This window comes from Paenibacillus sp. Soil787, assembly GCF_001429545.1.
GTDB lineage: Bacteria > Bacillota > Bacilli > Paenibacillales > NBRC-103111 > Paenibacillus_E.
In genome coordinates, this window is sequence record NZ_LMSP01000044.1 from 235,964 (window position 1) to 247,926 (window position 11,963).

The following is an 11,963-nucleotide window of genomic DNA, read 5'->3' on the forward strand; positions in this document are numbered from 1 at the left end:
GTGAAAATGAGTACTTTAACTAAAGCAATCCTAATAGCCGCGAAAGCTCATGATGGTCAAACAGATAAAGGCGGAAATCCATACATATTACATCCTGCCAGATTAGCAACTAAAGCCAGCAGTGAAGAAGAATCAATTGTAGCAATTTTACATGATGTTGTGGAAGATTCAGATACTACTCTATTTGATTTAAAAAATGCAGGTTTTAGCATAGATATTATAGAAGCTTTAGATTGTCTTACAAAAAGAGCAAATGAATCATATGATGATTTTATTAAGAGGATCAAATTAAACCCCCTAGCGACGAAAGTGAAGATTCTGGATCTAGAGGATAACAGTGATATTGGTCGAATTCCTAACCCAACAGATAAAGACTATGCAAGGATTGATAAGTACAAGAAGGCTATTGCAGAGTTGAAATTCTAATAAGGTTCCAGATGGAGAAGCATTGTATTGCCGGGGACATGTTCACTAGAATAACTTTAAATACAGCATGAGAGGATTGCAGATGTAATGAGTGATACGGTTAATCTTACTATTGGAGGCTCCTATGTTTTTGCTCCAGATAATCCAAGAAAAACAAAGAATCGTGGTAGGAAATGCACCATCCTTTCTTTTGAGTTGAATGATGATTATGAACTAGAAGTTAGGGTTGTTTATCATGATACGAATAGAGAAGCACTATTAGATGTAAGTGATTTAAAGACAATAACTGAATGAAACAAATATTTTTGATAGACCAGACAACTCAAGTGAAGAAGTAATAAACGGAGAGTAAACGATAGATGAGGGGGCTTGCTTCGCGGCAGCTCCTTTTTTCGTTTTTAAAGTTTCGGGCGTTATAGCTTAAAATCAACAACTAGTACTAGGTGTAAATGGGTAAGGGGGAGTATCGGTGAATTCCGAACAATTTAAAGGAACAATTGAGTTTATTTTTGGAGACCTTTTAACTGAATTCGATGAAGGTGAAGAATATGCTTTCTACGAATTTGGTCCGAAAATTATTAATCGGATTGGATACTCTACAAATATCACTCCAGAAATCATCAAACAAGCTGCAGAGAATAACGTGGATTTAATCATTACACATCACGATGCCTGGGATTTCATTTTTGGGATGAAAGAGGAATGTCACTCCCTTCTCAAAGAACACGGAATTGGTCATTTCTTTGTTCACTTACCCCTTGACTATGCGGATTTTGGTACGTGCTATTCATTATTTAAAGCTTTAGGAATAAATGAACTCATCCAGAAATCCACTCACTATAAGGGGAGGAGCCTCCCTGGAATCGGAGAATTCGAGATACCTCTTACCTTCGAGGAAATAAATGGAAAAATGAGAAGTGTATTAGACGAAGATGTAAAGTCGTGGAAAAACTCAGAGAAACTTATTAAGCGAGTGGGCATTATTACGGGAGCAGGAAATTCAACAAGTAATATTCGTGATGCTCTCGATGCAGGGTGCGATGTTTATATAACAGGTGAAAAAACATTGTATACATTACAGTATGCTCAATTCGTTGGTATGAACTTAATTGTAGGAAGTCACACCTTTACAGAAATCTTTGGGATGAGCACATTGTCAGAAAAACTTAAGGAGCAGTTTGGTTATTTAGACATAATTAATTTAAAAGAAGAGCACATTGAATGATTCTATTCTCTAGAATAGTTTAACCGATCTTATTGTAGAATGTGGTATATGATTAGCATCTTGCTAACGGGAGAGGAGATTTTTTATAGGGTCACGCTTAATGCATGTAATAATTGGTGAACAAGTCGCTTCTAGCCTTAATTTTATAAAGGATAAGAGGTCATTTTTATTAGGTACGGTTGCACCAGATGCCGCCTTCACTAGCGAAAGGAAAAACATTACTCATTTTTTTGAAGGAGATTTAGACCAAGGGACTAGACAAATAAATTACACAAAATTTGTGGATAAATACATATCCCAAGTCAATGATGACTATCTATTAGGATATTTAACACATTTAGTTTCCGACTATGTTTGGATGGAATTTATTTATTATCCGCATGGATTCAAGCAGAAGCAAGTTTCTGATCCGAACTTTCTGCAAAAAATGGCATTCAGATTTTAGAATAATGAATACAAAATTACTTTGTCACTACAACAATAGAAGCCTAAAAGAATGGTTGGAAATGGATGTTTCCCCTAGAGAGATAGAAGAAATTACTTCCGAAGATTTCCAAAAATTTATTGAAGAAATGAATAGTGATTTTGAAATTATAGAACAAAATAAAGACTGCGGACTTGAAGTGTATAACTTTGATGAAATTATCGAGTACATACGCTTATCGAAATCTAAGGCTATGGAGATAATTTCCAGCTCTCATTTATTGGTTTTAAGAGAGTAACAGATACGACGATCTTTGTCAGAAATGAATACAGAAGAATGGGTATTGGCACCGAACTTATGAAAAGAGCGAATCAAATTCTTTCTCAAAATGAGGCAGTAGAACGTTCGAGAGGTCTATGTATAGATGACGACCGTTCTTCTCTACAATTTTTATATAAGAATGGTTATTATATAAGTTATTCATCTTATATCATGGAGCGTGTAGATGAAAGACTTCCTGAAAGTAATATTGCTGTAAGGCAGTATGAAGATGATGATTATCTTATATGCCAAAGCATTAGCGAATTTGGAATTTTTGACGGCGGTGAACTGAGCCATGTCTCTGTTCGACATGATCTTCAATCACGTGGATACGGCAGAGCTTTTGTTTCCTTTCTTGTAAATGAAATCATGCGTCGCTGCGAAAAAAACGTGAACCCGACACCCGATTGAGTAACCACCAAACGATTCGTTGAGCTAACGGAAACGATAGTTAAATACCAGAGGGGCTGCCCTTCACTTCGCAATCGGGCAGCTTAAAACAATAAATGTTATCCTTTCAAATGCCAGTTTATGGTATAATTTGCTTGATTGAACACAGTTATAACAAAATACTTAGAAAAGGTGAGATCAAATGACTTTTGGTTATTTCTTACTTTCAGTATTTGTTTCAATTATTCTCTTCTTTATTATTGGCATTACAATTAAGCCAAGTACCAATGATGGAGGAATGGTTTTTATAATTGGAATTGTTCTTTCACTTCAGCTTTCATTAATAACAGCAATATTACTAAATAAAAAAACGGAAAATAATAACTAAATACAAATCCACGTTCAATAAATCCTCGCCGAAAAAGGTGGCTACCTTTTTGTTACGGGGAACGAGCGTTCAATAAAAAAACAGGCTGCCAACAATTGGCAGCCTGTTGAAGTAACGGACAGGATAACGCAGTGCGATTCAGATGCTAGTTTGTGTTACATATTGACTCGATATTATTTAATAATCTGGTGGATGATGGTTCTAAAGGCGTTGTTATTTTTGTGTTTGGAAGCCAATAGCTAATGTTCAAAGAATTTTGATTGTTACAACTGCTTATCATATGCGGCAATTTAGCACAATAAACGTTTGTTTGGGAACATGGATAATTAAGTCTTTAACCAAATATGGTAATATAAGGATGTGGTACATAGATTAAATGGTCGAATTGATTGTTAATTCAACTGGTTAAGGTAGGCATAGTGTTTTGAATAGAGATGTCGATTGGGGAGGCGATATTAATATGGGGAATATCGAGCAACTCATTATGAATATCATCATGTTTCTTTTTTCCAAGCATAGGCGTCTTGTGTTTACTGCATTCAATCAATCGAATTATTATGATGCGGTAAATAATTTAAAAAGTCATGGCGTTTCCTATCGTAGCCGAATAACAAATCATGACAGGGGTACAATGGGTTCCAATAGAAATGATAACATCCAATACGACATCTATGTCAAAAAGGATGAGGTATATCTCGCGGAGAAGGCTATAAATAGTCGGAATTGCTAACAAGAGCCGAACTCCGATGGTGAGCTATTCGTTTCTATGCGTAACCCAATTCGAATTTTTACAGCAGCTAAGGAAGGATTATTCTTTAAAATAGAATCTGATACTTGATGGCTTCGTCATTGACACGGTGGCTCTAACTCTGATGACACTACTATAGACCCTCGCTGATGAATCCCGCCCTCAAGCTTAGTCTTGGGGGTGGGACTTTTTTTAGCCGTTTTGTGATCAAAATCGTCGAGCGATATCTGTGAGCAGCCTGACTCCATCACGAAGTTGCCCCTCATTGACGAATGAATAGCTTAAACGGATCCAAGAGCGCATCTCTCTGAGCGGATCACAGATCACACCCGGAACAAAAGAGACCGATTGCCGGATACTTTCGTTCAAAAGATCTTCCACAGGAAGTGCTTCGGGCAGCTTTAGCCACAAATTGAAGCCTCCTTTGGGACTGCTCCAACTCCATCCGGTAGCGGACAATTCCTCCTCCACAATTTCTTTTCTTATTTGAAGGGCGATGCGCAGTTTCTCCAAGTGTTTCTTAATCCGTTCTGACTCTAAGTAGTGTAGAAAAATCTTCTGGTTAACCAGTGGAGTTCCGTTATCAGCTAGCGACTTTGCGGTAATTAGTGGTTTTATCACAGACGGACGGCCTATGACGGCGCAAATGCGTAGACCAGGTGCCACATATTTACTGAAGCTGCGGAGATAAACGACCCAACCATCTGTATCGTAAGAAAAAATGGGCTGAGGAGGCGGCTGATCGAAATACATCTCGTGAATGGCATCATCTTCAATTAGTAAACAGCGATATCGTTCAGCCAGTTCAACAAGTTGCTTGCGTTGTTCTGGGGGAACTGTATACCCTGTCGGATTATGAAAAGTAGGATTCATATAAAAAACACGAGGTCGGTGCTGTTTCATTAGCATCTCGACTTTCTCCAAATCATAGCCTTCGGGGTAAATATCAACTGGAATAAACCGTGCACCCTGTTGGCGGAAAATATCGAGAGCGGCACTATATGTCGGCCTTTCTACCAAGATGAAATCCATCGGTCTGATGTATACCCGAGAAATGAGGTCAATCGCCTGTTGACCACCAGTTGTAATCAAAAGATCGCTTGCTGTCAGTTGAATACTGTGATGACGCTTCATGTACTGGCAAAGGAATTCACGCAGTTCTTCATCCCCTTGTACACTCGAATAGGTTCCCATCAATTTCGGATAGATATCGAAAACTTTCTTAACATATTCGGATAGGTAAAGATTCGGCAGTAAATTCGGATCGATCAGGGATTGGGAAAATTGATAAGTGACGGGTACCTGTTGAATTTCAGATAAGGAGTTTCTCAAGTGGCCGGAAGAAGTTATGGGGCTTCTTTCTGTATACTCGGAAATAACATACTCCGGAAAGTCTGATGGACAAACATAATAGCCCGATTTCTCCTTGACGTAGACTTTATCGTTTTCTTTAAGCAACTGATACGCTCGAAACACCGTTAACCGGTGTACTCGGAGCTCTTGGGCAAGCAGTCTAATCGAAGGGAGTTTGTCATGTGCTTTCAACTCTCCACGCTCGATCCTGGTGATGATATATTCGTATGTTTGTCTAAAAAGCAGTTTATTATCATTCGTCGCTGTGTACGTATTCTTCATGCCATGTTCACTCCCTATTCACTTATTATATATCATGCCCAAGTAATCTGTTCTGCTATGTAGCATCTGTTCTATTGCCTTCCTTGTATAATACATACCAAGAGGGGGAACATCCATGATTATTTTTAATTACTTGCTCGTATGTCTCATTTTTGGTACAACGTTTTTAGCGATAAAGGTAGGTGTCGACGCTTCAACGCCGCCTTTCTTCTCCGCGGGATTACGGTTTTTCCTTGCAGGCCTGATATTGTTCTTTTGGATGGTATGGAAGAAAAAGGCCAACTTCTCGTTGTTAATTCACAAAGAAATGCTGTTAACGGGAATAGGTCTGACTTTCGGTACATTCTCAACGTTGTACTGGGCTGAGCAATATGTCTCTTCCGGTTTCGCTGCTGTTTTATCCGCTACGGCTCCCATGATGATGCTCATGCTGCAAACACTTGTCCTGCGGCAGAAGACATCGCCACGATCCGTTTTCGGTTGCATCCTAGGATTCGTTGGAATCGTATTGTTATTGCTTCCACACCTTATAATTACCGCTAACATAAGGTGGATAATTGGATGTCTCGCTATTTTAGTCGGCCAGATATTCTATTCTTCGGGAGCTTTATATTCAAAAAAGGTCATTCAGCGATTCCCTCAAGCATCGCCCATTGCGCTTAACGCGGCACAGATGATTTATGGAGGCATGCTGCTTGTTATTCTGTCATTATTCACGGAACACGTTGACTTCAAGAGCATGTTGTCAACAAAGGCGATCGGATCTCTGTTATACTTAATCGTTATCGGCTCGATGGTAGGACATAGTCTTTTCTATTGGCTCGTCGCCAAAACGAATCCAGTCTTTCCGACTACTTGGCTCTATGTTTCGCCAACGATTGCCCTTACATTCGGAGTGCTATTATATGGTGAGACGATCACTTGGGTATCGGCAATAGGAGTGATTACCATTATTGCTGGAACTGTATGTGCTAATCTAGACAGTCTAAAGCATTTGATCCATAAGAAGAAAACAGACTCAATACCTGTTCGTCAGGTTAAAGTATTAGACTGAATATTAAAGTTAACATATTTGTGCTCGTTGAAATGGACAGACAAACAAAGCAGGCGCATGGGCAACCTGCTTTGAAAATAGAGGAGGATTTCTATGGGGTCCAGTGTAGTAGTTGTTGAATATGATCCGAGTTGGGTTATGATGTTTGAACAGTTACGAGACTTTGTACTTCCGGTTTTAAGCGACATCGAAGTCAGGATAGAACACATAGGGAGCACATCTGTACCAGGGTTAGCAGCTAAACCAATTGTTGATATTGACGTGGTGGTATCTCAGCAAGCAGATGTCCATACGGTCATACTAAGACTTGCCACTCTTGGGTACGTACATGAAGGCGATTTAGGAGCTACAGGCCGAGAGGCTTTTATTCCTCCAGAAGGCATTACTTGGCATCACCTTTACGTATGCACTGTGGATAACGACGAATATAAGCGTCATATCCTCTTTCGAGATTATTTGAGAAGTCATCCAAATGACGCTAAAATGTACGGCGACTTGAAGAAGGAACTTGCTCTTCGCTTCCAAAATGATCGTTTGGCCTACTCAAATGCCAAGAGTGATTTCGTAAATGGGATATTGAAACATGATGGATGGAAATAACATGAATTCAGACTTTTGGGGAAGGCCAGGCTGCAAAAGCTATTCATGATACGAATGAACGAGGGTTATTTTGCAGAAGTACGGTTCAAAAGTCCCTATCCCCATTGGAAAATATTTGCTAAAATTGACAAGGGAATCGCACGATGCGCGAGGAAACCAAGTGAACATCAAGTAATGAACGTAGTGGCACTACCAATCAAACTGATTTTATCTGTGCTTTTAGCGCACCTTAGGATCCTTGATCATTTGAGCTTTCAGAGGGAGCAGCAAGGCAAGTACTTGAACAATATCCCTTCCTGTTACGCTTAATTCGATCAGAGAATCGGTCAAATGGCCCAATACATCATCGAAATGCGTGGATGTAATGTTCAAGTGTTCATGAGATTGCGTCAAGCTTTTGCCTGTGTAGTAATTAGGACCACCGGATGCAAAAGAGAGGAATATCGTTTGATGCTCCATAAGATTTGCAAAATCAATATGTTGGAAGTAATGTGACAATCTCAAATCATCTTTAATTTTGCCATAAAAAAGTTCTACTGCCGACTGAATGCCATTTTTTCCTCCAAGACGGTCATACAATGATAGGTTGGGTTCGTTCCTGTTCTCCATAGCCTGCTCCCTTATGATAAATTCCTTATTTAGTCATTGTAGGAAAGTCTCCTACCTAAAGGCAAGTGAAATTTCATCTCGAATCCAAGGAGTGTATGTTCAGTAAAGGAGAATATCATGCAGCCGATTCAAGTTTTCGTATGCGACGATGATCCATTATTTCGAGAACTAATCGTCGATTACTTATCACGTGAGTCCGATCTATTTATTTCCGGATCTGCCGCTTATAAGTACCAATTATTAAAAGCTATCGAAGAAATACCTATTGATATCTTGTTACTTGACATCAATTTAACAGGAAACAATTATGACGGACTTGAAGTGGCTATTGAATTGCAATCAAAAGAACCTAACCTGAAGATAATTGTACTTTCCTCGCTGGATGAGGAGGAGGTCATGACTCATGCTATCGCATACGGACGTGTAAGCAATTATATTACCAAGGCACATTACCGAGATATTCCAGATGCCATTCGTGGCGTTGCGGAAGGTAAGGGAAACCTGCATCACTCTTCTGCCGGCAAATTAATGAGACGGGTGGCCTCTTCCTATGAAGAGGAGCTTAAGAGAAAATTAACCACGCTCCAAAAAGAAATTTTACGCTATCTTCAACAAGGCAAAAGCAGCAGTGAAATTGCTGAGCTCTTGTTCTACAACGAACAGTCCATTAATAACGAGCTATGCAAGATTACCAAGCTGATCAAAGGTAAGTTCCCCTATTTGGAGTGGCTTCGAATTAAAAAACACAACCGCCAACAACTCTTGGAGATGTCGATTCAGCTGCGGTTATTGGAATAAAGAAATAAACCGGACGTTGGAAACGTCCGATTTCTTTCTTTATTTAAACAAAGCCTGGAGGATCGGGCTGCGGATTGAAGGCATGTAAGGCAGAAGGAGCAGATGTGATTCCCGGGGGATCGGGCTGTGGATTAAATGATGGCGAAAGCATGACGCCTGCAGCAGCAACTAGTAAGGTACACAGAAAAGTTATTTTTTTCATCGAGTTAACCTACAGGCTGAACGATGACTGTATAATAGCCCCATGAGCCGGTACTATTCGTAATTGTCACAGTTACCGTTGTTTTGGCCCCGTCAGAGCTGAACAAGATTTTGGATCCGAAATTTGTAATTTGTGCATGGACGAATTGGCTCAACGGACCCGTGATTTCAATGGATTGCACATCATACTTAAAGTTTGTCGGCAAATTCAGTTCAACTGGACCACTAGCACCTGGGTGCAAATACACCGTCCCCAAGTAATGCAACTGGCGGATCACTGTGGTTTGCGGAGTTGTGGACAAGAACTCATTTGGCGAAGAAGTTTCGGCACTTGCCGCCACTGGTAAAGCCAAGATAGCAGAAGCTACAGCACCTAGTAAACCTAATTTGATTGTCTTTTTCATTATAAAACGCCTCCTGTTTTTTCCCATTTAGGGGTTATTTGCTACAAATTCATCATAAGCCATTTTCGAAGGAGGAAATATACTCGTAAATCAGAGTATATAGCGAGTCAGGAATTCACTATCCCTTAGCGAACAAGGTGTGGAAAAGCTATATGAGACAGATTCGTCGATAAAGTAGTTGACAGGTGGGAAAACAATGATCTTTTCAACCATTATTGATCTTTTACTTGCGGTTTTGCTTTATTTTTACGGACGAAAACAGGAAGCGACGAAGTGGTTGGTCTTGTTTTTGATTTTCGCAGGTTTGGGCAGCCTTTCCGAAGTAGTTGTAGAACCTGTATGGCGCAGCCTTTTTTTCTTTATACTCCAAGCTTGTACCCCTTACGGTTTCCTCATGTTCGCGATCGTATATTCCGTAACCATGACTCGCCGAATCAAGAATACACTCGCTTGTGCGCTTGTACTTCCGATTATCATTACACTCCTTATTACTCCGATGAAGCAAAGTATTCAGTTAGATTTTGTCATTTTGTTCTACTGGTCTGTTCCCTATTACCTGGTTGGATGTTTTTTGGTTATTTATTCTTATAAGAAGGAAACAAATTTGGTAAGAAAAAGAAATCGTCTTATTACAGTCTTTTTTGTTGTTCCTCCTGTTCTCGTTATTGTTCTGTTAAATCATATGGAAAGAGCGATTCGCACATTTGACGGGTATCAGTATATCAGTATGTTCGTATGGATGGCTTTTGTTATTTTTATTGGTTCAGCGATCCGATTCGGGGTGCTTGGCGTAAGAATTAAATTAGAAAAGCAATTACATGATCAGACGATCATAGGGATAGTATCAGGTGCGGCCATGCTTAATCATGCGATGAAAAACCACATTATCAACATTGATATGCTCACCGGCCGAATGAAGGAAAACTTACAATACCGACTGCATGAACAAACGGAGAAAGACATTGCGAATATCCAGGCGGAGACGAGACAAATGATGTACATGGTAAATCGGATCAAGAAGCATATTGAAGATATAGAGATTGTAGACGGCCCTACCAACTTATCCGATATTGTGGCTCGGGCGATTCAATCTAATCGCTATTTGCTTGACGATAAAGGGATTACACTTATTACAGATTATCCAGATTATTACAACTTGGTGTGTGATAAGCTTCACATGCAGGAAGTATTCGCTAACTTGATTCGCAATGCGATCGATGCTGTGGATTCGGAAAACGGGACGATTGAAATAAGAATTCATGAGAGCAAAAAAGATATTATGATAGAGTTCTCCAACAATGGAAAGGGAATAGATAAGGCGACTGTTGCCCAGCTGTTCGAGCCGTTCTTTACCACTAAACATCAGGAGAATAATTTTGGGCTGGGACTAACTTATTGTTATCTGATCCTGCAGAAGCATGGAGGAAGTATTGGTGTAGTAAGCGAACAGACAGGCGCAACTTTTACCATTCATTTGCCGAAAAGTCGCAAAATACTTAGTAACAGATTAGATCTAGGTCAAAGAGATCAAAAACAATCTATATAAAAGTCCGAAGTGGAGTAATAGTCTTTACAGGACCAGATCTGAATAATTTTATCAGCGAAAAAGTCGATAATATCGATATCGATCTGCCCGGATCTGATTTTATCGTCGGGTTCTTCATAAGTAAGGATGAAATAGCGAAACAAAAGAAACCAAAATCTTCGGTCCGTAGACTAAATTCAATTAAAGCGTACACTCTTGATGAAGGGGGTGCGCTTTTTTTGCTGGCAATTGATATACTTAAGATTAATTTGAGATAGATTCTAAAGGGGAGTATTTCGTTGACTCTACAACAATTAAAGTACGTTATTGAAGTTGCAAATCGAGGCTCCATTAATGAAGCCGCCAAGAGGTTGTTTATTTCTCAACCTAGTCTTTCAAATGCGATTAAGGATCTGGAAGAAGAAATGCAGCTTGCGATTTTCGAAAGATCTAATAAAGGGATCTCACTATCTAAGGAGGGAATAGAATTCTTAAGCTATGCACGACAGGTAGTCGAGCAGGCGGAATTATTGGAAAGTCGCTACCTGAATGCTAAGCCTTCTCCGCAGCATTTTTCCGTTTCTACTCAGCATTACGCTTTCGCGGTGAATGCATTTGTGAGTCTGGTCCGGGAGTATGGGCAAGATGAATATGAGTTAGCTTTGAGAGAAACCAAAACCTATGAAATTATTGAAGATGTCAAAAATTTACGCAGCGAAATCGGCATCTTATATCTGAATGAGTTTAATGGAAAAGTTATCAATAAATTGCTGAAAAGCGCGAATTTGCAATTCAACAGCTTACTTACGGCTCGGCCGCATATTTTCATCAGTAGTAAGAACCCGTTGGCAAAGCAATCGATCGTGACTATTGACCAGTTACAGAATTATCCATATCTGTCCTTTGATCAAGGGGAGTATAATTCTTTTCATTTTTCAGAAGAGATTCTCAGTACAATGTCACATAAAAAAAGCATTCGTGTTAATGATAGGGCGACGCTTTTCAATTTATTGATCGGATTGAACGGATATACCATATCGACAGGGGTGTTAAGCGCCGATTTGAATGGAAATGAAATTATTCCCGTACCATTGGATTGTGAGGAAACGATCAATGTCGGCTGGATTTCCCATAGAAATGCTTCGCTATCCAAGCTAGGAGCGGCCTATATACAAGCACTCATGCAGGCAATAGCCCAATAATATTTTGATATAG

16 protein-coding genes are annotated in these 11,963 nt (G+C 39.6%); 12 read left to right on the forward strand and 4 right to left on the reverse strand.

The features are described from left to right. Window positions 1-6: 6 nt before the first annotated feature. The 7 genes from ASG93_RS27405 to ASG93_RS27435 all read left to right on the forward strand — a co-directional run bounded on the left by ASG93_RS27405 (window position 7) and on the right by ASG93_RS27435 (window position 3,174). Window positions 7-426 (forward strand): GTP pyrophosphokinase, encoded by a 420-nt coding sequence (locus tag ASG93_RS27405; RefSeq protein ID WP_056837207.1) that lies wholly within the window; start codon window positions 7-9, stop codon window positions 424-426. A gap of 87 nt (window positions 427-513) precedes the next feature. Beyond that, window positions 514-720 (forward strand): hypothetical protein, encoded by a 207-nt coding sequence (locus ASG93_RS27410; RefSeq protein ID WP_056837209.1) that lies wholly within the window; start codon window positions 514-516, stop codon window positions 718-720. Between the two features lie 175 nt (window positions 721-895). Next, the gene (locus tag ASG93_RS27415) at window positions 896-1,651 is read left to right on the forward strand and encodes a Nif3-like dinuclear metal center hexameric protein (RefSeq protein WP_056837211.1); all 756 of its coding nucleotides are present in this window, start codon (window positions 896-898) and stop codon (window positions 1,649-1,651) included. A gap of 100 nt (window positions 1,652-1,751) precedes the next feature. Beyond that, a complete protein-coding gene (locus ASG93_RS27420; protein ID WP_056837213.1) occupies window positions 1,752-2,096 on the forward strand; it encodes a zinc dependent phospholipase C family protein in 345 nt (114 codons plus the stop codon). A 4-nt stretch (window positions 2,097-2,100) separates the two neighbouring features. Continuing rightward, window positions 2,101-2,373, forward strand: coding sequence for a hypothetical protein (locus tag ASG93_RS27425; protein WP_156411063.1), 273 nt, complete (start codon window positions 2,101-2,103; stop codon window positions 2,371-2,373). A gap of 38 nt (window positions 2,374-2,411) precedes the next feature. After that, window positions 2,412-2,807: a hypothetical protein gene (locus ASG93_RS27430; protein ID WP_056837217.1), complete on the forward strand. Its 396-nt coding sequence runs from the start codon at window positions 2,412-2,414 to the stop codon at window positions 2,805-2,807. Between the two features lie 181 nt (window positions 2,808-2,988). Beyond that, on the forward strand, window positions 2,989-3,174 hold the full coding sequence (locus ASG93_RS27435) for a hypothetical protein (RefSeq protein ID WP_056837219.1): 186 nt from the start codon (window positions 2,989-2,991) through the stop codon (window positions 3,172-3,174). A 955-nt stretch (window positions 3,175-4,129) separates the two neighbouring features. Here the strand turns inward: ASG93_RS27435 and ASG93_RS27445 are convergent. Further along, on the reverse strand, window positions 4,130-5,557 hold the full coding sequence (locus ASG93_RS27445) for a PLP-dependent aminotransferase family protein (RefSeq protein ID WP_056837223.1): 1,428 nt from the start codon (window positions 5,555-5,557) through the stop codon (window positions 4,130-4,132). Window positions 5,558-5,672: 115 nt separating this feature from the next. On the opposite strand from ASG93_RS27445, the gene ASG93_RS27450 reads away from it, so the two are divergent. Further along, window positions 5,673-6,611 (forward strand): DMT family transporter, encoded by a 939-nt coding sequence (locus ASG93_RS27450; RefSeq protein ID WP_056837225.1) that lies wholly within the window; start codon window positions 5,673-5,675, stop codon window positions 6,609-6,611. 93 nt (window positions 6,612-6,704) lie between these two features. Continuing rightward, window positions 6,705-7,211 carry a GrpB family protein gene (locus tag ASG93_RS27455; protein ID WP_056837227.1) on the forward strand — a complete coding sequence of 169 codons (507 nt, stop codon included), beginning with the start codon at window positions 6,705-6,707 and terminating at the stop codon, window positions 7,209-7,211. Between the two features lie 219 nt (window positions 7,212-7,430). Here ASG93_RS27455 and ASG93_RS27460 read toward each other — a convergent pair whose 3' ends face one another. Beyond that, complete coding sequence (locus ASG93_RS27460; protein ID WP_056837229.1) at window positions 7,431-7,820, reverse strand: group I truncated hemoglobin; 390 nt, start codon at window positions 7,818-7,820, stop codon at window positions 7,431-7,433. 117 nt (window positions 7,821-7,937) lie between these two features. Between ASG93_RS27460 and ASG93_RS27465 the strand changes: the two genes are divergently transcribed. Next, window positions 7,938-8,618 carry a response regulator transcription factor gene (locus ASG93_RS27465; RefSeq protein WP_056837231.1) on the forward strand — a complete coding sequence of 227 codons (681 nt, stop codon included), beginning with the start codon at window positions 7,938-7,940 and terminating at the stop codon, window positions 8,616-8,618. Window positions 8,619-8,661: 43 nt separating this feature from the next. Here the strand turns inward: ASG93_RS27465 and ASG93_RS35500 are convergent, their stop codons facing one another. Continuing rightward, window positions 8,662-8,820, reverse strand: a complete 159-nt coding sequence (locus ASG93_RS35500) for a hypothetical protein (protein WP_156411064.1) — start codon at window positions 8,818-8,820, stop codon at window positions 8,662-8,664. A 4-nt stretch (window positions 8,821-8,824) separates the two neighbouring features. After that, window positions 8,825-9,223, reverse strand: coding sequence for a hypothetical protein (locus ASG93_RS27470; RefSeq protein ID WP_056837233.1), 399 nt, complete (start codon window positions 9,221-9,223; stop codon window positions 8,825-8,827). Between the two features lie 196 nt (window positions 9,224-9,419). Here ASG93_RS27470 and ASG93_RS27475 point away from each other — a divergent pair, with 196 nt between their 5' ends. Continuing rightward, window positions 9,420-10,769 (forward strand): sensor histidine kinase, encoded by a 1,350-nt coding sequence (locus ASG93_RS27475; protein WP_056837235.1) that lies wholly within the window; start codon window positions 9,420-9,422, stop codon window positions 10,767-10,769. 278 nt (window positions 10,770-11,047) lie between these two features. Further along, complete coding sequence (locus ASG93_RS27480) at window positions 11,048-11,950, forward strand: LysR family transcriptional regulator (RefSeq protein WP_056837237.1); 903 nt, start codon at window positions 11,048-11,050, stop codon at window positions 11,948-11,950. The last annotated feature ends 13 nt before the right edge of the window (window positions 11,951-11,963 follow it).